This is a genomic window from Sorangium sp. KYC3313 (assembly GCF_052075895.1).
GTDB lineage: Bacteria > Myxococcota_A > Polyangia > Polyangiales > Polyangiaceae > Sorangium > Sorangium cellulosum_B.
Genome location: NZ_CP197255.1, coordinates 9,862,634 through 9,880,392 on the forward strand (window position 1 = coordinate 9,862,634; position 17,759 = coordinate 9,880,392).

20 protein-coding genes are annotated in these 17,759 nt (G+C 70.5%); 11 read left to right on the forward strand and 9 right to left on the reverse strand.

Annotated elements, in window-relative coordinates; translation table 11 throughout:
• Positions 1-70: 70 nt before the first annotated feature.
• From ACSRUE_RS37360 to ACSRUE_RS37380, 5 genes are all read right to left on the reverse strand, one after another.
• Positions 71-1,234 carry an NAD(P)/FAD-dependent oxidoreductase gene (locus ACSRUE_RS37360; protein WP_441287741.1) on the reverse strand — a complete coding sequence of 388 codons (1,164 nt, stop codon included), beginning with the start codon at positions 1,232-1,234 and terminating at the stop codon, positions 71-73.
• Positions 1,231-1,911: a methyltransferase domain-containing protein gene (locus ACSRUE_RS37365; protein ID WP_441287742.1), complete on the reverse strand. Its 681-nt coding sequence runs from the start codon at positions 1,909-1,911 to the stop codon at positions 1,231-1,233. Before ACSRUE_RS37365 ends, ACSRUE_RS37360 begins: the two co-directional genes overlap by 4 nt.
• Before the next feature lie 49 nt (positions 1,912-1,960).
• Entirely contained in the window at positions 1,961-3,076 is a 1,116-nt protein-coding gene (locus ACSRUE_RS37370; protein WP_441287743.1) for a type III polyketide synthase, read from the reverse strand.
• Between the two features lie 240 nt (positions 3,077-3,316).
• Positions 3,317-3,709, reverse strand: coding sequence for a hypothetical protein (locus tag ACSRUE_RS37375; RefSeq protein WP_441287744.1), 393 nt, complete (start codon positions 3,707-3,709; stop codon positions 3,317-3,319).
• A 207-nt stretch (positions 3,710-3,916) separates the two neighbouring features.
• Positions 3,917-4,639, reverse strand: a complete 723-nt coding sequence (locus tag ACSRUE_RS37380) for an SAM-dependent methyltransferase (RefSeq protein ID WP_441287745.1) — start codon at positions 4,637-4,639, stop codon at positions 3,917-3,919.
• Positions 4,640-4,781: 142 nt separating this feature from the next.
• Here ACSRUE_RS37380 and ACSRUE_RS37385 point away from each other — a divergent pair, with 142 nt between their 5' ends.
• The 3 genes from ACSRUE_RS37385 (at position 4,782) to ACSRUE_RS37395 (ending at position 8,115) form a co-directional block, all read left to right on the forward strand.
• Positions 4,782-5,036 carry a hypothetical protein gene (locus ACSRUE_RS37385; protein ID WP_441287746.1) on the forward strand — a complete coding sequence of 85 codons (255 nt, stop codon included), beginning with the start codon at positions 4,782-4,784 and terminating at the stop codon, positions 5,034-5,036.
• A gap of 704 nt (positions 5,037-5,740) precedes the next feature.
• Positions 5,741-7,015, forward strand: a complete 1,275-nt coding sequence (locus tag ACSRUE_RS37390) for a glucuronyl esterase domain-containing protein (protein WP_441287747.1) — start codon at positions 5,741-5,743, stop codon at positions 7,013-7,015.
• A complete protein-coding gene (locus ACSRUE_RS37395; protein ID WP_441287748.1) occupies positions 7,012-8,115 on the forward strand; it encodes a hypothetical protein in 1,104 nt (367 codons plus the stop codon). Before ACSRUE_RS37390 ends, ACSRUE_RS37395 begins: the two co-directional genes overlap by 4 nt.
• 61 nt (positions 8,116-8,176) lie before the next feature.
• On the opposite strand, the gene ACSRUE_RS37400 is transcribed toward ACSRUE_RS37395, so the two are convergent.
• A complete protein-coding gene (locus tag ACSRUE_RS37400; RefSeq protein WP_441287749.1) occupies positions 8,177-8,425 on the reverse strand; it encodes a hypothetical protein in 249 nt (82 codons plus the stop codon).
• Positions 8,426-8,831: 406 nt separating this feature from the next.
• Here ACSRUE_RS37400 and ACSRUE_RS37405 point away from each other — a divergent pair, with 406 nt between their 5' ends.
• From ACSRUE_RS37405 to ACSRUE_RS37435, 7 genes are all read left to right on the forward strand, one after another.
• Entirely contained in the window at positions 8,832-9,272 is a 441-nt protein-coding gene (locus ACSRUE_RS37405; RefSeq protein WP_441287750.1) for a sigma factor-like helix-turn-helix DNA-binding protein, read from the forward strand.
• A gap of 105 nt (positions 9,273-9,377) precedes the next feature.
• On the forward strand, positions 9,378-9,743 hold the full coding sequence (locus tag ACSRUE_RS37410) for a hypothetical protein (RefSeq protein WP_441287751.1): 366 nt from the start codon (positions 9,378-9,380) through the stop codon (positions 9,741-9,743).
• A 130-nt stretch (positions 9,744-9,873) separates the two neighbouring features.
• A complete protein-coding gene (locus tag ACSRUE_RS37415) occupies positions 9,874-10,629 on the forward strand; it encodes a hypothetical protein (protein WP_441287752.1) in 756 nt (251 codons plus the stop codon).
• Positions 10,630-10,633: 4 nt separating this feature from the next.
• A complete protein-coding gene (locus tag ACSRUE_RS37420; RefSeq protein WP_441287753.1) occupies positions 10,634-12,217 on the forward strand; it encodes an aldehyde dehydrogenase family protein in 1,584 nt (527 codons plus the stop codon).
• Positions 12,214-13,071 (forward strand): class I SAM-dependent methyltransferase, encoded by an 858-nt coding sequence (locus ACSRUE_RS37425; RefSeq protein WP_441287754.1) that lies wholly within the window; start codon positions 12,214-12,216, stop codon positions 13,069-13,071. Before ACSRUE_RS37420 ends, ACSRUE_RS37425 begins: the two co-directional genes overlap by 4 nt.
• A 38-nt stretch (positions 13,072-13,109) precedes the next feature.
• Entirely contained in the window at positions 13,110-13,340 is a 231-nt protein-coding gene (locus ACSRUE_RS37430; RefSeq protein WP_441287755.1) for a response regulator, read from the forward strand.
• A gap of 784 nt (positions 13,341-14,124) precedes the next feature.
• Positions 14,125-15,681: an RICIN domain-containing protein gene (locus tag ACSRUE_RS37435; protein WP_441287756.1), complete on the forward strand. Its 1,557-nt coding sequence runs from the start codon at positions 14,125-14,127 to the stop codon at positions 15,679-15,681.
• Between the two features lie 64 nt (positions 15,682-15,745).
• Here ACSRUE_RS37435 and ACSRUE_RS37440 read toward each other — a convergent pair whose 3' ends face one another.
• Together ACSRUE_RS37440 and ACSRUE_RS37445 are read right to left on the reverse strand one after the other, a co-directional pair.
• A complete protein-coding gene (locus ACSRUE_RS37440; protein ID WP_441287757.1) occupies positions 15,746-16,090 on the reverse strand; it encodes a hypothetical protein in 345 nt (114 codons plus the stop codon).
• A gap of 8 nt (positions 16,091-16,098) precedes the next feature.
• Positions 16,099-16,341, reverse strand: coding sequence for a transposase (locus tag ACSRUE_RS37445; RefSeq protein ID WP_441287758.1), 243 nt, complete (start codon positions 16,339-16,341; stop codon positions 16,099-16,101).
• On the opposite strand from ACSRUE_RS37445, the gene ACSRUE_RS37450 reads away from it, so the two are divergent.
• Positions 16,319-16,441 carry a hypothetical protein gene (locus tag ACSRUE_RS37450; protein WP_441287759.1) on the forward strand — a complete coding sequence of 41 codons (123 nt, stop codon included), beginning with the start codon at positions 16,319-16,321 and terminating at the stop codon, positions 16,439-16,441. The genes ACSRUE_RS37445 and ACSRUE_RS37450 overlap by 23 nt on opposite strands.
• 347 nt (positions 16,442-16,788) lie before the next feature.
• On the opposite strand, the gene ACSRUE_RS37455 is transcribed toward ACSRUE_RS37450, so the two are convergent.
• Positions 16,789-17,634 carry an SDR family NAD(P)-dependent oxidoreductase gene (locus ACSRUE_RS37455; protein ID WP_441287760.1) on the reverse strand — a complete coding sequence of 282 codons (846 nt, stop codon included), beginning with the start codon at positions 17,632-17,634 and terminating at the stop codon, positions 16,789-16,791.
• Positions 17,635-17,759: the final 125 nt, after the last annotated feature.

Sequence of the window (17,759 nt, forward strand, 5' to 3'; positions counted from 1 at the left end):
TCTTCCTCGATCCCGCCGCGTCGCCTCCCTGGGTTCGCCAGCGAGGCGTCCGGCCGGGATCCTTGTCGCTCTAGCGTGTCGCGCAGAGCGGCCCGCGCCCCCCCTGCAGCGCGGCGACCGGCAGCCCTCCGCGCACGAGCGCCGCCTCGGACACGCGCGTGCGCCCGGCCACGGCCGCCATGAGGGCCGGGCAAAGGCGCGCCGCCGCGCCGAGCGCCGCCTGGCCGGGCCGCCGCACGAGGCCGAGAGAGAGCGCGGTCGCGAGCAGCACCTGCCCGAGCACGTCGCGCGAGAGCCGGCGCTGGAACGCCTCCGCGCTCGCCCCTTCGAGGTACGCCGTGGTCGCGAGCCGCGCGCTGTGCAGCGCGATCGACATGCCGTCTCCGGAGAAGGAGGGGATGACCGCCGCCTGATCGCCGAGGCGCCAGATCCCGTCCGCGCGGCGCTGGACATGGCCGTACGGGATCGCCGAGAGCGCGAGCGGCCGCGCCCGGCACGGCTCCGCGCCCGCGAGCCGCGCGTCGAGGTGCGGCGACCCCTCGCGCATCGCGCAAAGGAGGCGGTCCCAGCGCTGCCCGAGCGCGGCGAAGCGGCTCTTGCGGACGAGGAGGCAGAGGTTCGCCCGACCGCCCTCGACCGGCTGCAGACCGGCATAACCGCCCTCGAACAGCACGAGCTCCACGTGCCTGTCGAGCTCCGCCGCCTGCCGCGGCGACAGCCGCCAGTGCAGCTTGAAGGCGACGAGATCGTCCTGCAGCCCGGAAGGCCGCCGCAAGCCCCGGACGTCGTGCTTGCCGGTCGCGAGGAACGCGGCGCGCGCCGCGATCGCGCTGCCGTCCTCGAGCCGCGCCCCCCAGCCCGCGCCCTCCCGCGCGAGCGCCTGGACCCGGACGCCCCGCCGGATCGACGCGCCCGCCGCCGCGGCGCGCGCGAGCAGCGCCTCGTCGAGCACGCGGCGCGACAGGCTGAGCGCGGGGAACGGCAGCGCGGCGGCCGCGACGCGATCGCGCTCGACCAGGCGCACGGCCTCGATGGGCACCGCGCCGAGCGCCCGCAGATCGAGCCCGAACGACGCAAGGTAGAGCGCGGCCTCGCGCGACAGGAACTCGCCGCAGACCTTGTCCGCCGGGCACGCCTCGCGCTCGATCAGCGCGACCTCGCGCCCCGCCTGCGAGAGGAGCAGCGCGACCGCCGCCCCGGCCAGGCCTCCTCCGACGACGACAGCGTCGTTCACGGGACCTTGAGCCTCCCGACGGTGAGCCGGAACGGCACCCACCACCGAACCTCGACGGCGCGGGAATCGAGCCCGGCCTCGGCGATGAGACGCCGCCAGTCGCTCGCCGAGAAGGCGCGAGCGATCGACACCGGCCCATCGTGCTGCACGAAGCGGTGCCAGCCCGCGAGGCGCGAGAGGTGGCGGAAGAAGTGATAGGGCAGCGGGTGGCGGTGCAGATCGTTGATGAACCAGCCGAGCCGCGCCTTCGCGTCCATCCAGGCGAGGAAACGGACGACCGCCGGATCGGGGAGATGGTGCGTGAAGAGCGAGCTCAACACGACGTCGATGCCGCCGGGCGGCTCGTAGGCGAAGGCGTCGGCGGTGACCCAGGTGATCGGCCGGCCCGGCGGGGTCGCCTCGGCGGCCGACCGGCGCGACCACGGGTTGAGGTCGACGCCGGTGAGCGAGACGGCGATGCCGCGCTCTCTGGCCCACGCGTCGACCCCCCGCAGCATGTCGCCGTGGCCGCTGCCGACGTCGATCACCTCCAGCGGCCGGTTCTCGGGCAGGCCGCGCGCGACGAGGCGCTCGAGGAACGCGAACGTCGGCCGGTGAGCGAGCGTCAGCCGGTTGACCTGCGCCAGATCGACGAGGCAAGCGCGGAAGTCCTCGAAGTCCACGGGCTGGGTATCCATCAGCTCGTCGAGCGTGGATCGACGCGAGAAGTCGAGGGCGCCCATCGGTCTAGGCCGTATGGAACAGCATCGTCTCGGCGGTCAAGCCTGGGCCGAACGACATGGCGCATCCGCGCATGCCCGGCCGCGCGTCAGCGACGAGCGACTGCAGCACGAACATGAGGGTCGCCGAGGACATGTTGCCGAAGCGCGCGAGCACGTCGCGCGACGCCGCGAGCGCCACCGGCCCGAGCTCGAGCGCGCGCTCGACCGCGTCGAGCACCGACCGCCCGCCGGGGTGCACCGCCCAGAGGTCGATCTCGCCTGGCACGGCGCCGTCGAGGATCGCGCCCGCGGCGGCCTTGAGCCCCCGGTCGATCGCGCCCGGCACGCGGCCGGACAGGAACATCTCGAAGCCGAGGTCGCGGATGTTCCACGTGATGAGCTCGCGCGTCCCGGGCACCACGACGGCGTGGAGCCGGTCGAGCGCGAGCCCGATCGGCTCGGCGCTGACCACGGCCGCGGCGCAGCCGTCGCCGAACAGGAGGAACGACAGCATCTGATCCATGGCGATGGCCTCCTGCAGGTGCAGCGTGCACAGCTCGACGTTCACCACGAGCACGCGCGCCCCGGGCGCCGACCGCACGATATGCCGCGCGAGCTTCAGCGCGTTGATCGCCGCATAACACCCCATGAAGCCGATCGTCGTGCGCTCGACCGATGGATCGAGGCCGAAGCGCTCGACGAGATCGAGGTCGATGCCCGGCGCGGAAAAGCCCGTACACGACGTCACGATGACATGGGTGATCCGGCGCGCCGTGGCCCCGAGGTCGAGGCCGGAGACGGCCTGCGCGGCGAGCTCCGGCGCGTGCTTCTCGTACAAACGCATGCGGTCTGCGGTCGTCGGGAAGCTGCCGCGCAGGTAGAACCGCCCCGCGTCGACCGAGGCGCCGCCCACCTCGACGCTCGGGGCCAGCACGGAGAACCGGTGTGAAATCTGCGCCTTGTCCGCCATCCGCCCGAACAGCACGCGGCTGCGCTCGTCGCTGAACAGCGTCCTCGCGAAGCGGACAAAGGAGGAGTGCACGTCGTGCGGCGGCACGGCCGTGGCAATACGGTTGATGTAGGCGGTCGCCGGCGGCCGTCCCTTCGCGTCCGAGCCTCGACAGGCATCGTCGCCGTGCACCAGGTCTCTTCGCGAGTCGTTAACATTGGTCACGCTCGCAAGAAGCAGGCATCGAGCATGCCACCTGCGGCGTTGCGCTGCCGACCGACGGAGGGAGAACGTGGCGTCCGCAACGTCGACCCTGTGTGGCCGACGAGCTCGCGCTGGATCGTGCGCGGGCGACGTCGGCCGATGTCATGGCGGCGCGATCGTGAGCCGGTCTGCCGCCGTTCACGACGCCATGGTGCGCCCCGCTGCCTGTCAGCTCCCGAAGGCCGCGAACCGCCCCGTCCGCGCCTGGATCACCTCGTCGATCCAGCGCAGCAGATCCGCCAGCGGCGGCTGCTCCTGCGCCTCCCGGTGCCATCGCCGGATCTCGCGGCGCCCGGAGGGCGTCTCGATGTCGAAAGCAACCTGCGTCTCCCCGGGAATGCCCATTCGTTTCGACGCCGCGTCCACCGTCGCGGCAGAGCCCAGCAACCCATCGAGCGCCGCCAGCTCCGACGCCGACAGGGGCTCCGGTCCCCGGTGGATCTCCTCCCCGAGCGCCTGGCCCGCGAGCGTCACGCTCCCCCGGGCATCGACGCTCACCACCCACGCGCCGAACCGTCCGTTCGGGCCGTACGCCGCGCCGCCTCGGAAGACCATCCTCATGAGGACGAGCATTGTGCCTCGTCGAGCCGAAGCTGAACAGCGTGGAGTCGACGGCGTCCCGGCGCCCCACAGCCAGTACGGGAGAGCACGTCGGCCTGATGGATCCGAGTCATGTGTCCGCTTTCCGGGAGGCAGAGAGCAGGCCGTCGATGGTGAGCCGCCCGTCGACGGGCAGATCCGGCCGGCGTGTCGCCGCGTGTCGCCGCGTCACGCGCCGAGCGTGGACGGGTCGTAGCGCGTCACCCAGGTCTTGATTTGCAGCTCGCAGAAGATCAGGCAAGGCGCAATGAAGCCTGCCTGGGCCAGGAGCGCGAAGACCTCGGCGTCCGAGGCCGGCATCTTCAACGACGCCATGGCCTTCCGTCGTTGCTCCGCCGCCTCAGGCGGCCGCCCCTCCGCGAGGGCCCGCCGGTCCTCGACGGCCCGCAGCAGCGGATCGTCTTCAGTCCGACAGCCGATCACGAAGGGCGCCCCCGGCTTCAGGCGCCCGGCGACCTCCCGCAGGAGCTCGAGGCGCGCCTCATCGCCCGGGACGTGGTGCAGGACGCCGATCATCTGGGCGCCGTCGAACAAGGGCCCACGCGCGAGATCGCGCAGCTCGCAGGCATGCAGGCTCGTCCGCTCGAGGAGGCCATCCGCCTCGAGCTTCTCTCTCGCGACGGCGACCATCTCCGGCGAGGGGTCGACGCCCGTGAAACGAACGCCGGCCCCCGCGTAGCGCGCGAGCGGCTTCACCTCGCTCCCGGTCCCGACACCGACGATCAGCAGCGACGCGGCCTCCGTGTCGGGGAGCGCAGCGGCGATCACCTCGGCGATGACCTGCTGCATGACGCCATAACCCGGCCAGAAGCGGCGCACCTGGTCGTCGTAGCTCAAGGCTCGCTCGCGCCCGAAGTTCACCGCGTGTTTCCCGTGCTCGTCCGTCTTCATCACGCCTTCTCCTCGGCGGACGGTCGCCCGGACCGCCTTCAGCAGGGGAGTATCACCCTTCGTGCGGCCTCGACAGGGCGGGGGTTTCGATCCGATTGGCGGGGCTTTCTGTCGGCGCGTGGCCCTGCGCCGGCCTCACTTCATGTCCGCGCCCCTCGCCGTGCGCAGCTCCGACCTCCTCTGCACGATCCCGCGCAGCGTCGCCCAGCGCGCCCGCGAGCTCTTCGGGCTTCGGGTGTTCGCGCCCCCCTTCGAGCTGCCCGCCGCCCAGGTCGTGGCCGTGTGGTCGCAGCGCCACGACGTCGACCCGGCGCAGCGCTGGTTCCGCGAGCTCTTCTTCTCGGGCCGCGCCCTCTCGCCGCGCCTGCGGGCCCTGGTCCGAAGGGGCGCGGCTTGATCCGGAGATGTTCTAGATGGGATGAGGCATCCTCGGCGGGTGCGAGGGTGTCATTCTTGGCAGGGTAAGGAGTGCCACGAACATCGAGGAGCTGACTCTCGTGAATCCAACGAAACAGCGAATCGCAGCGTGCACCAGTCGACCTTGACGACCTGGCGCGGAGAGGGTTCGTGAGAGCTACCTTCCCAATGCAAGAGCTCGTTCGGCGGCAGGCCGTCAAAGCAGCGCACCGGCTGCACGTCCATGCGCATCTCGCAAGAATCGACATTTCGCAAGAGCCGAGAACAGTCCATCTGAGCGGTACGCGCGGCGCACGAACGTTACGAAAAGTAGCACAAAATCAGCTTGAAGACGACCGGCAAAGTGGGGAATAACATCGGCGGCACGCGCGGGTCGGGCCCTCGTCCGCCGTCCCATCGCCCGACCCCAGCGGGATCGTATTTCACGACACCTCACGAGGAGCGCTCAACATGCGTCTACGCACTGCACGTCCCACGATCTCTTTGGCTTTGTTCGCAGTGCTGCCCTGGATGCTCGCCGCCTGCGGCGGCGAAGGCGGATCGGAGGATCCCAGCGGTTCAGGAGGAAGCCCTGCAGCCAGCACGGGGGGCGTCGGCGCCAGCGGCAGCGGCACCGGAGGGACGCCGACGGGAACTGGTGGACCGTCCTCTTCGAGCGGTACCCCGACCGGGACGGGCGGCGACATGACGACGAGCGAAGCCAGCACCGGAGGCGGGGGCCCGGCCGGAACGGGCGGAGCGCCGGGAACCGGTGGCAGCGGCGACGGCGGCAACGCCGGGAGCGCCGAGTGGGGCGAGGTGGAGAACCCTGGAGCCGGGTGCACCGTCGGACCGATGCCGAGCGTCGCTTCGCTCACCGCGAACTCGAAGCTGCCGGACCCGTTCAAGAAGATGGACGGCAGCCGCATCGCGAGCAAGAGCGAGTGGGCCTGCCGGCGCGAGGAGATCCTCCAGCAAGCGTACAAGTTCATCTACGGCGACAAGCCCGTCCCGGCGAAGGGATCCGTGTCCGGTACCGTGAGCACCAGCAGGATCACGGTCGAGGTCAAGGATGGCGGCGGCAGCGGCTCGTTCAACCTCACCGTGAACATGAACGGGGCGACGGCGCCCGCCCCGGCCATCATCGGCTACGGCGGCCTGAGCGGCATGCCGGTTCCGAGCGGCGTCGCGACGATCACCTTCTCCGCGATCGAGTCGACGGGCACCAGCGGCGCGAAGAACGGGCCGTTCTACAGCGTGTACGGCTCGGACCATCCCGCGGGTTACCTCACGGCGCAGGCCTGGCAGATCAGCCGCGTCCTCGACGTCCTGGAGCAGAACCCCGGCGTCATCGATCCGCGCCGGGTGGGTGTGACGGGTTGCTCACGCTGGGGCAAGGGTGCCTTCGTCGCCGGCGTGCTCGACAACCGCATCGCCTTGACCATCCCGGTGGAGTCGGGTCTCGGGGGCACGATTGGCCTGCGCCTCGTCGAGGTGCTCGATAGCTACAGCGGCTCCGAATGGCCCTATCATGGCATCAGCTACGTCCGCTGGCTCTCGGAGGTGGCGCTCGGCCAGTTCACCACGGGCAACAACGCCGGGGCCGACAACACGAACAAGCTGCCCGTCGACATGCACGAGATGATGGGCCTCATCGCGCCGCGCGGCCTCTACATCGTGGACAACCCGAGCACCATGTACAACGGGCTCGATCGGAACTCGGCGTGGGTCACCGCCAACGTCGGCAAGATGATCTTCGAGGCGCTCGGCGTCGGAGACCACATCTCCTACACGGGCGCAGGTGGGAGCCACTGCAGCTGGCGCTCGCAGTACACTGCATCCCTCAACGCCATGGTCGACAAGTTCCTGAAGGGCAACAACGCCGCGGCGACGGGCAATTTCGCCACGGACCTGCCCAACAAGCCCAACCACCTGGATCACATCGACTGGACACCGCCGACGCTCGCCGGCGAGCTTTGATCCAGCGCGGAGGTAAACGCATGAACCCTAGTTCGTTCCTCTCTCTCGGGGTCGCCCTGGCCCTGACGCTGGGCGCTTGCGGCTCTGGCGAAAACGGTGACGCCACGGGCGGCACCGGAGGTGGTGGAGCCTCGGGCGGCGCGGCGGGCTCGGGCGGCCAGAGCTCCGCGGGAAGCGCCGGCGGCACGCCGCAAGAGACCGGCAGCGCCTCATCGGGCGGCGCCAGCGGCGGCACGACGTCGACCGGCGGCGCGGGGCAGAGCGGCAGCACCTCCAGCGGCGATGGACCCGGAGCGGCCACCAGCGGAGCGTCGGGGTCGGGCGGCGCTCCGGGTGGCGGCTGCACGCGCGAGCTCCTGGATGGCCTCCTGGACGACTACTTCGCCGCCCTCGCCGCCGGGGATCCTTCCAGCCTGCCCCTGGCACAAGGCGTGAAGTTCACCGAAAACGCCGTGCAGGCCGAGATCGGCACGACGGACTTCTGGAAGAACGCTGGCGAGGTGAAGCATTCGCAGCGTGCCCTGGATACCGAGGCGTGCAGCGTCGGCGCTCAGGCGGTGATCCCGGAAGGCGGGAGGGATCTTCCCGTCGCCCTCCGCATCAAGGTGGAAGGCTCGGAGATGACGGAGATCGAGACGATCGTCGTCCGCCCGGGCGACTACACGGCATCCTTCGCGGTCGCCTCGGATCCCGCCGCGATCATCGCCATCTCGGACGACATCGGCTGGCACGACGAGGTCCCGGAGGCCCAGCGGGCCACCCGGGAAGAGCTGACGAGCTGGATCGACAAGTACTTCCGCGCGTTCCCCTCCGGCGTCTGCGATGTCACGGGAGCCTGCAAGCGCCTGGAGAACGGGGGCGGCAACTTCTCTTGCCGCACCGGAGCCTCCTGCAGCGGCGGCGATCCTGGGTCCGGCGGCACCTTCATCCCCCGCGTCATCCTGGCCGACGAGGTGCGCGGCATCGCCGTCGGTCTCACCATCTTCGACTTCATGACGGACGGGCATCTGGACATGCATATGATCAAGATGTCCGGCGGTCAGGTGCACGCCGTCCACGCCATCCTGCGCGACACGAACGGCATGTCCGGCTGGGAGTGACGGCGACCTCCCTCGCCGCTCGCGTCGAGTCCGGCCGCGACCCGATTCCCCTTTCATCCCCTCATCTCGGCCCCGCCGGCCTCCCAGCGCCGGCCGCGGGCACGTCGAGCGGCACGGTCGTCGTGCAGGTCCCCGCCGCGACCTCCACCATGCGCCCGGCGAGCTTCACCCTGGCCGCGCCCCGGCCCCCCGCGCGGCTCAGCCGCACGAGCTCCCGGCCCGTCTTCGCGTCGTAGAGGAGATCAAGAGCGGCGCGGTGACCGTCGTGCAACGCACGTCCGGCGACATGCGGCTCAATCCGCATCTGCACGGGGTCTTCCTCGACGGGGCTTATCACGAAGACGGCACCGAGCTCGTGTGGAACGAACTCGGTCACCTGCGAACGGGCGAGGTCGGTCGGGTCCTAGAGTACCGATCACGTTGATTTTTGGGGAATTCCGAGCGATCCGATGGAAGGATCGACAGATTCGGAGAGCCATGATCTCGTGCGCGCCGGGAGGTACATGGAAGGAACGATCGTCGTCGCCAGGCGGTCAAGTGGCCGAGGCCCGTCTGTCCTGGTCAGGCCCCTGCCGGTGCGAGGGTCGAAGGCTTCGCGGCGCGTGACCCGTGGCGCTCGCGGAACGCATCGATCTCCCGCCGGCGCAGGCGGCCCTCGGCCATCCTGCCGCGCGCCTTCCGGCGAGGTGGTCGCCGTTGGATGTTGCACCCAGGCGATGCTCCAGGCGCTCGACAGGCCGCTGCGCATCGCCTTCGTGCTCGGCGGCATCTGCGAGCTCGAGTCGGCCGACGCGGCCTACGCGCTCGGCATCACCGAAGCTGCCTTCCGTAAACGGCTCTCCCGTGCGCGCGCGGCGCTCGACGCGTTCGTGTCGAAGCACTGCGGCGTCGCGAATCCGGCGAATTCGTGTCGCTGTGCGTTCCAGGTGAACCACAACGTCGCGCTCGGGCGTCTGAACCCGCGCGGCCTGCGTCACGCGAAGCCCACGGAGCGGACCTCTCTCGAGGCGCTGCAGGCCCTCGGCGAGATCCGCGCCGTGCGCCGCTCGCTTGAGCTCTACCGCGCGCAGCCCGCATTCACCTCCCCTGAGGACCTCGCCGCGCGGGTGCGGTCCATGATCGCGATCGGTCGCGGGAGCAGGATCTTCGATGCGTGAAGACGGCTGACGTGGGCTGATGTGACTGACGTGGACGCGGGCAAGAGCATTGGATGTCGCTCACAGGCCGTGCAATCTTCGGCAGCGTCGCGCAGGCCTTGCCCCGTGAGCTCTCGTCCGGGGCTCGACCCGCTCGTCAAGCCGGGACGTGAGCGCACGCTGCGCGTCGGCGTGAAGGCGTTGCGGAGCGTGCTCGGAGCCGCAGAGGCCGTTGGGCTCGACGCTGGCGCGCTCGCCCGAGCGCACGGGCTCGCGCCGGAGGAGCTGCGCAACCCGGACTTCCGACTCTCCTATGGCCCCGCGCTCTCGCGGGGCGCGCCGCAAGCGTCCCGGGAGCGGATGGTCGCGCACGAGATGGACCGGGTGCTGCTGGAGCGGGCGGCGGCGCTTGTTCAGCCCGGCGCCATGACGGCGTGCGAGCGGCGCGCGGTGTCCAAAGCGCTGCGCATGGAGCGCCAGCGCTCGCGGTGAAGCTATGTCGACGACGGCCGGCGCATGTCCTGCGGCAAGTTGCCTTGCGGCAGGATGGTTGGTCGAGTACCTTGCGGGCAGCTCAACTCCGATGCTCTCTTCGACGAAGAGGGAAAGCGACGATCCGGAAATGGGAGCTGCCGAAGAGACCGTCTCGATCCGTGAGCCGATGTCGTTCGCGTTCGAGAGCGAGGCCGAAGCGGACGCCACGTGTCTCCTGATCACATGGTTTGCGATCGTCGAATCGGCAGCGCTCGGCGTCCTCCCCGTCCTCCCGGCGCTCGACCTGGCGCGGGAACGCGACGATCTCGGCTATCTCGAGTCGTTCTTCGCGCACGGTATCCGGCACCTCAAGGACGAGCAAATGCACGCCAACCTCTGGTGCAAGGCGCTCCTCGATTTCAGCCGCGCCTACCCCGACGTGGTCAAGCGCGCGCGCCTGCCGGGCTGGCTGATGAAGATGATGCTCCGCAAGGTCGCCGTCCCGCACGGCGTGCTCGAGTTCGCCGTCGATTGCCTCGCCTTCGAGGTGGTGATGAGCGCCTTCTACAAGGTCGCCGCGCCGCGCCTGTCGTACCCTCCGCTCGAGCCGGTGTTCCGGCGCCTCGCCAGCGACGAGGAGGCGCACACCGCGTACGATCTCGCCTACCTCGAGGGCTTCTTCGCCCGGTCGGGCCGGTCCGCGCACCTGCGCGCGACCGCGCGCTACTGGTGGCACACGGCGGGCGTGCTCGCCACGGTCGTGCCGCTGCTCCGGGCGCTCGATCGCCACAAGCCGCTGCCCCGCGGCTCCTTCCGGAAGGCGCTCGCCGCGCACCTCCAGGAGTCGAGGATGCCGGGCTGCCGTCGCCTGATGCCCGCGCTTCTCAGCGGGCAAGCTGCGTAGTCCCATGGGCGAGATCATCCACGATGGGTGGATTCACGGCGCCTCACCGCTGGACGGCGCCCCGCTGTGTCCCGTGCGGGTGACGACGGCCGACGGGATCCGGGACGTGGTCCGCCGCGCCCGGCAGGCGCAGGCGGCGTGGGCAGCGCGGCCGATCGCGGAGCGGGCGCGCCTCCTCGCCGAGGCAGGGCGCTGCTTGATGGGGAAGGCCGACGAGATCGCGGCGGAGCTCCATCGCGAGCTGGGCAAGCCGATGGCCGACGCGTACGGGGTCGATCTCGGCTCGACCCCCGAGGTCTTTCGCTACTACACGACGCGCGCCGAGGACTTCCTCCCGGCCGAGGACGTCGCGTTCAACCCGGTGATGTTCCCGCGGAAGAAGGCGCGGGTCGAGCGCCTGCCGCACGGGGTGGTCGGCCTCATCATGCCGTGGAACTACCCGGTCTCCATCCCGGTGCACAACCTCGTCCCGGCGCTCCTCGCGGGCAACGCCGTTGTGCTCAAGCCGTCCGAGCACGCCGCCCGGACCAGCGCGGCGCTCGTCGGCGCCCTGTCGGACGCGCTGCCCGAGGCGCTGCTCGGCCTCGTGCAGGGCGGCGCCGAGGCCGGCGCGGCGCTCGTCGACGAGGTCGACCAGATCGTCTTCGTCGGCGGCGTCGTGGGCGGGCGGGCGGTGGCGCGCGCCGCGGCGGAGCGCCTGATCCCGGCGCAGATCGAGCTCGGCGGCAAGGACGCGGCCGTCGTGCTCCGCGACGCGGATCTCGATCGGGCAGCGCACGGGATCGCCTGGGCCGGCTTCGTCAACGCCGGGCAGAGCTGCGCGGGGGTCGAGCGCGTCTACGTCGAGTCCGAGGTCTTCGACGCGTTCGTCGGGCGCCTCGTCGCCGTCGCCGAGCGGCTCCGCGTGGGCGACGACGGCACCGCGCCGGGCACGGTCGAGATCGGGCCGATGGCCACGCCGGCGCAGCTCTCGCGCGTCGAGGCGCACGTCAGCCAGGCGATCGCGGCCGGGGCGCAGGTGCGCTGCGGCGGTGCGCGGCGCGGCAACTGCTACCTTCCGACGGTGCTCACCGGCGTCGACGCGTCGCTCGACCTACTGCGCGAGGAGACCTTCGGGCCCGTGATCCCCGTCGTCGCCGTTCCGGACGCGGACGCGGCGATCCGCGCGGCCAACGAGAGCGCCTACGGCCTCACGGGGAGCGTGTGGACGCGCGACGTCGCGCGGGGCGCGGCGCTCGCGCGAGAGCTCCGGGTCGGGGTGGCGACGGTCAACAACCACATGTTCACGGCCGCGGCGCCGCAAGCCGTGTGGACCGGGCGCGGGATCTCGGGCTACGGCGTGCAGAACGGCCCGGCGGTCGTGCAGGCGATGACGAGGCCGCGGCTGCTCGCGGTCGACGAGAACACCGCGCCGCGCGAGCTCTGGTGGTTCCCCTACGACCGCGCGTTCTTCGATCTGGCGCGCGGGATGGTGCGCTCGCTGGGCAGAGGACCGAAGCTCGAGCGGCTCTCGTCGGCGGGCCAGATGGTCCGCGGCGCGGCCAGGCGGTGGCTCGCGGCGTCGCGCTCCGGGGAGGAGCGCTCTTGAGCGGAGCGCGAGAGAACGCGGCGCTCGCCTGGAGCGCCTATTTCACCGCCGCGGTGTGGGCGTCGCTGGGCGTCCCGGGCGCAGCGCGCTTCGACACCCTGAGGGGGCGCGTCCTCCACCAGGCCGCGCGCTGGGGCGGGAGCATGCTCGGCCTGCGCGGCGACCACAGCGTCACGAGCCTCCTGCTCGCCGCGCGCCACCTCGGCCTCGGCGCGCTGCTCGATGAGATCGCCCCCGAGCAGGTGATCGAGCTCGCCGCGGGGCTGTCGCCGCGCGGGGCGGAGTGGGCAAGGGCTCGTCCGGTCGTGTACATCGAGGTCGACCAGGCCGCCGTGATCGACGCGAAGCGGCGTCTGCTCGAGCCCGCGCAGCCGCGCGGCGAGCTCGTCCTCGTCGCGGCGGACCTGCGCGAGGCCGACCTCGGCGAGGCGCTCGGCGCGGCGCTGCGCGACCGCCGCACGGCGGTCGTCTCCGAGGGGCTGACCGGCTACCTCGACGAGCCCGCGCTGCGCGGGCTGCTGCGGCAGGTGCGCCGCGTGGCGAGCCGCCTGAGCTCGTGCGTGGTGCTCATGGACTTCTACCTGCGCGACGGCGCCGCGGCCACGCCGGCGCGCGACGCCGGGGTGCCTGGGGAGGCATGGCTGCGCAAGCGCGCGCTCCGCTCGATGCTGCGCCGGGGGCTCGACGACCTCGAGCACCTGCGCGCGCTCGTGTCGTCGGAGGACTTCGAGCTCCGCGCCGCGCACACGGCGCGCGACCTTGCGGTCCGGGCTGGCATCGCGCCGCCGCCGCTCGACCTGTTCGTCATCGCGGAGCTCGCGCCCGCGCGGAGCAGCGGCGACGCCGTACGGTAGCAGCGGTGACCGATCGGCGGGGATGCCGGCGGTGAAGGGTGAACACCGACCATCACGTGACCGGCTTCTTCACCGGCCCGACGCGGGACGCGATGATCACCGACATCGAAGAACGCAAGGCGCGCGTCAGGCTCGCAGGATCAGGGGAAGAGGCGCTGAGACTGCTCGAGCTGGAGAGGCCGGACGTGCTCGTGAGCGATATCGGGATGCGCGGGATGGATGGCTACGAGCTCATCCGCGCCCGTGACTTGTCACGGTGCAACCCGTGACTTGTCACGGTGCAACCCGTGACAGGTAGCGGCGCATCGGTCCGCATTTCCAGCTCGGCCGTGCCTTTTCCGCACGGAGCGTGATGGCCGGACGACCCAGGCCATTGCTGAACCTGGCACGAGGCGTGCGAGGACCTCCGGGCAGCGGTCGAGGAGGACCGTCGTTCACGACAGCCGCGAGGCATCGGGCCTCCGGACGACGAGCGCCCCGGCAGACCTGGCAGCCAGCGCGCAGGCGACACGGCTGCCACGAGCCCGAGCCGCGCCGATCGTTTGGCTCACGGGCATCGGCAACAGAACCCGTGTGTCGATCTGCGTGCCACGAGCACCGGAGCGGAGCCCAAACACATTGACCGAAGCGATATCACCAATGAAGAGCATCAAGGCTTCGAATGGCTTCCGCGAAATGGTAGACCTTGGGATTGCATGAAGTCGCACGGGCGCGGTCAGCGCGCTGCTCGGTCTGGCCACCGTGGCGTGTAGCGCCGCGGATCCGAGCGACGGCTTTTCCGACGAAGCGCTCGGGGCTGACGCGCAAGAAATCCGCTTCGGCACGGAAGGCGGCGGAGTCGGCGTCGTGGAGATTGGTACTGTACGCGCCTCCGGAGGCGCCGTTCAGGTCGAGCTGCTTGATCAGCGTAAGAGACCAGGAAGAGTAAACGCCATCCCGCGCACCGAGGCGTGAGCGGCCGCCGTTGGCCGCGCCTCCGCACCATGCGAGGCTTCCGATCCCGCGGACGCCACCAACACCGCATCAACATAAAATAAAATCTTCCAAGGAGTTATGATCATGCTGCATTCTATGCCCTTAGCCGGGCGCCGCGGGATCCGCATCGCCCTTTCCGGCTCGTTGCTGGCCGGCGGGCTGCTGACCGGATGCCAAGTCACCGATGAAAACGGCTCCCCCGCCGGACCCGAGGACACCCTCGTTACCGCGGCCGCCATGACGAACACGGACTTCACCGACGGCAGCGGAAGAATCCGCATCCGGGTGAAGACCTGCGATCCCACCGCGGCTGCGACGACCAATTGCGCCTATTGCACCGCCGACGATGGCTGGGTCCGCATCGGGGGCGGCGCGCAGATCCTGGGGGAGAACAACCCCGGCGCCATGCTGCAGGCATCCTTTCCCAGCCCGTTCTCCTTCACGGCAGCCAACTCCTTCGGCTGCACGGGCCCTGCGGGCCATTCGCCCCCGCGCCTCGGGATCGATGACAAATCGACCTGGGTGGTGAGGGCCTCCGGCGCGACCCATCAATTGCAGGCCTATGTCATCCAAATGCAGCTCGTCGATGCCGCCGGTACCGCCTTCACGCCCGCGGTCACCGAAGGCAGGGACAACGTGACAAGCGCCGTCAATCCCCCGTCCAATTATACCGTCGAGACCCCGGAGTCCTGGTTTTCCGACGATGGTTACTTCCTGATCGGCGGAGGCGCGCACGTCCTCAGCACCAACCCGGCCGACAGCATCACCGCCGCCACCGATGCGTACCTGGTGGAATCGCGGCCGGTGGACGGCCCGAACGGAAGGGCCTGGCGCGCCAGCGCCCGAGCCCGAAGCTCTCCGGCCCATGACAATCCGCTCAAGTCGTACGCGATCGGGGTGAAAGCCTGCCCTCCCCAGTGGGACAGCTGCTTCACCTATCCCATGATCAAGGAAATCACCGCGGCGGCGACCACCGGCTACGGCACCGCGACCTACACCATCAGCCCCTCCTGGGTGGGCTCGAGCGTGGGCGGCTATGCCCCCACCACGAGCTCGGGCGCGCGCTTCCTCGCCGATCTCATCCCCTTCGACGGAACCGCGAAAGGGTTCACCGTGCGCAGCAGGGATGACGGCACGGGGGGTTCGGGGCAAACCCTCGGCTCCACCTTGGTGTTCGGCCATATCCACGGCCTGTATACATCCAATGCGGTGTTCTTTTCGCGCGGCGGGAATCCCGCCATCCTGAGCCGCCCCGCCGGAACAGACCCCCAATTGCAAGCCGCCTATTCCTCTGCCGATCAACCGGCGACCCGCTGGCACCTCGAAGCCTCCGGCACGGGCATCTTCCGGCTGCGGAACGGGAACCCCGATGGGGGCACGGAATGCGCCTACCGCGACGGTACGACTTCCAACGTGCGGGTCAAGGCCTGCGGGACCGGCAACGAATTCATGTGGACCGTCGTCGGCAACTCCCCCGGCTCGAGCACGTTCAAACTGCAGAACGTGACCAAGGGTCAATGCCTCGACGTCAACGGGAGCGCTACCCCGACCAATGTGGTCCTCAAGCCATGCGTCACCACGGGCGATCCCATCTACCAATTGTTGTACGTAGACGATTACAACTGGCCCAATTGATCCCCTCGGTGGGACGCGGAGCATCGACCTGGATCCAATGCCGGTCAATTAAGCTCCCGCGACTTCAGATCGGCCGCTTTCGCGAGTAGTTGCTCATCTTGACCTTCACGGCGCGAGGGTACGATCGCTCAGTGCGGCGTGGGGGTGGGATGAAGCGCCTCAGATCCCGGCCCAGGGCGCGCAGGTGACCGGGGATGGCTCCGGGACGGGAGTCGACCGACCAAAGCCACTCGTCGCGGATGAGGCGCAGCGCCACGAGGAAACTGATGCGCGTCGGCGGCACGCGCGCCTTTGCGGCGACGCGCTCGATCTCCAGCCGGACCAGATTGTACGCCAGCAGAAGACCCCAAATCTCCTGACGCACCATCGCCGGCGTCTTGCTGCGGATGCTCTCGCGTCGGTCGAGCATGTCCGTCTTCAGCTCGTCGTAGCTCTAAAGCGCACCAGCGGCTGCCAAGGCGGAGGCACCAACGCACAAAGACGCGCCAGGCACTCGACGGGTGTCATGACCCGATGCGTTTGGCCGCGCCGGTTCGGCGCCTTGAGCCGGTAGGCGATGCGCCCGTCCGCCAGTTCCGAGAAGCGCTCGAGCGCGAAGGGTGGCCGAGCGCCGTAGCGAAAGAGTCGTCGGGCGGCCGTGGTCGCCTCGCTCGCCAGCACCCTGAGCCGCGCCGTCGCCCTCGGGGACGAGGTGGCGGCCCGGATCGTTCACGAGGCGCTCGGTCGGCTGCTCGGGCTGCCGGTGGCACCGGAGGGGTGAGCAAGCTTGGGCCGAATGTCGAGCCCGCCGCTCGCGTCGACTCGCTGCCGGAGCCTTGCCGCTCGCCATTGTCGAAATTCGCGGCGATCCCCGTCCTGTAGTCCGGAGAGGACCACGCCCGCGCGCCGTTCCTCACGGCCTGCCGCGCCCCGGCGAGGCTCGGCGGGGCCGGCGCCTCGCCGGGCGCGCACACCGGGCTCAGCGAGAGGAGCAGGGCGGCCGCGAGCGGGCCTCTTGCGAGCTGTGATGTCATGGGGGCTCGTTGGTTGGCTGGTGCGCAGCGTCGCTGGGATTCGCCGCGACGGCGAGCTTCCTGTGAAATAGAGCCCAGGCGACGCCGCGCTCGCTCACACCGGCCACCTGAACCGCCCGTCGCGCCGGTAGTCGTCGCGGCGTCGCTCCAGCGCCATGCGCACATGCTCGGGCGCGTCGTCACCGATCAGCAGGCGCAGCGGCCCGTCGTCGCGGCGCACGTGCGCGACGAGGGCGCTCGCGGCCTCGGCCGGGTCGGCGCTCGTGTCGCTCGCCTGGTGGCTCATGTCCCAGGGGACACGCGCGCTCCCGAAGAGCGACTCGCGCAGACCGTCGTACGCCGGCAGCGACGTGGCGAACCGCATGCTGCGCCACGCCCAGTCGGTCGCGAACCCGCCGAGCTCCGCGATCGTCACGCGGACGCCGAACGGCGCGACCTCCGCCGCGAGCGCCTCGCTGAAGCCCTCGAGCGCCCACTTGCTCGCGTTGTAGAGGCCGAAGGTCGGCATGCTGCCCACCCCGCCGACGCTCGATACCTGCACGATGTGGCCGGAGCGCCGCGCTCGCATGTGCGGCAGCACGGCCTGCGTGACCCAGAGCGCGCCGAAGACGTTGGTCTCGAGCTGCGCGCGCGCCTCGGCCTCCGTCAGCTCCTCGATCGCCCCGAGCAGCCCGTACCCGGCGTTGTTCACCACGACGTCGAGCCGCCCGAACGCGGCGTTCGCTCGCTCGATCGTGCTGAACACCGCGCTCCGATCGGTGACGTCGAGCGGCAGAACCACGGCCCGCTCCGGATGGGCCGCGGCCAGCTCCCCGAGCGCGTCCGGCCGGCGCGCTGTCGCGACGACCCGGTCGCCCGCCTCGAGCGCCGCGCGAGCAAAGGCATGGCCGAGCCCGCGGCCCGCCCCTGTGATCATCCAAACACGCCCTGCGTAAGTCATGGAATCTCCTCGGTCATACCGTCCCCTCGTTGACGAGACGGAGCGTCTCGCGTACTGTGGCCGTTCCACTATCCCCGGTCAAGACGGTGCGTCTCGTCTCGCCATCGATTAGGATCGGCGCTCGC

Bases quoted from the DNA above. Each gene is read 5' to 3' on its own strand.
- ACSRUE_RS37415 (WP_441287752.1), top strand. From the start codon at position 9,874: ATGGGAGCTGCCGAAGAGACCGTCTCGATCCGTGAGCCGATGTCGTTC.
- ACSRUE_RS37455 (WP_441287760.1), bottom strand. From the start codon at position 17,634: ATGACTTACGCAGGGCGTGTTTGGATGATCACAGGGGCGGGCCGCGGG.
- ACSRUE_RS37380 (WP_441287745.1), bottom strand. From the start codon at position 4,639: ATGAAGACGGACGAGCACGGGAAACACGCGGTGAACTTCGGGCGCGAG.
- ACSRUE_RS37405 (WP_441287750.1), top strand. From the start codon at position 8,832: ATGCTCCAGGCGCTCGACAGGCCGCTGCGCATCGCCTTCGTGCTCGGC.
- ACSRUE_RS37375 (WP_441287744.1), bottom strand. From the start codon at position 3,709: ATGAGGATGGTCTTCCGAGGCGGCGCGGCGTACGGCCCGAACGGACGG.
- ACSRUE_RS37440 (WP_441287757.1), bottom strand. From the start codon at position 16,090: ATGCTCGACCGACGCGAGAGCATCCGCAGCAAGACGCCGGCGATGGTG.
- ACSRUE_RS37435 (WP_441287756.1), top strand. From the start codon at position 14,125: ATGATCATGCTGCATTCTATGCCCTTAGCCGGGCGCCGCGGGATCCGC.
- ACSRUE_RS37390 (WP_441287747.1), top strand. From the start codon at position 5,741: ATGACGACGAGCGAAGCCAGCACCGGAGGCGGGGGCCCGGCCGGAACG.
- ACSRUE_RS37420 (WP_441287753.1), top strand. From the start codon at position 10,634: ATGGGCGAGATCATCCACGATGGGTGGATTCACGGCGCCTCACCGCTG.
- ACSRUE_RS37365 (WP_441287742.1), bottom strand. From the start codon at position 1,911: ATGGATACCCAGCCCGTGGACTTCGAGGACTTCCGCGCTTGCCTCGTC.
- ACSRUE_RS37385 (WP_441287746.1), top strand. From the start codon at position 4,782: ATGTCCGCGCCCCTCGCCGTGCGCAGCTCCGACCTCCTCTGCACGATC.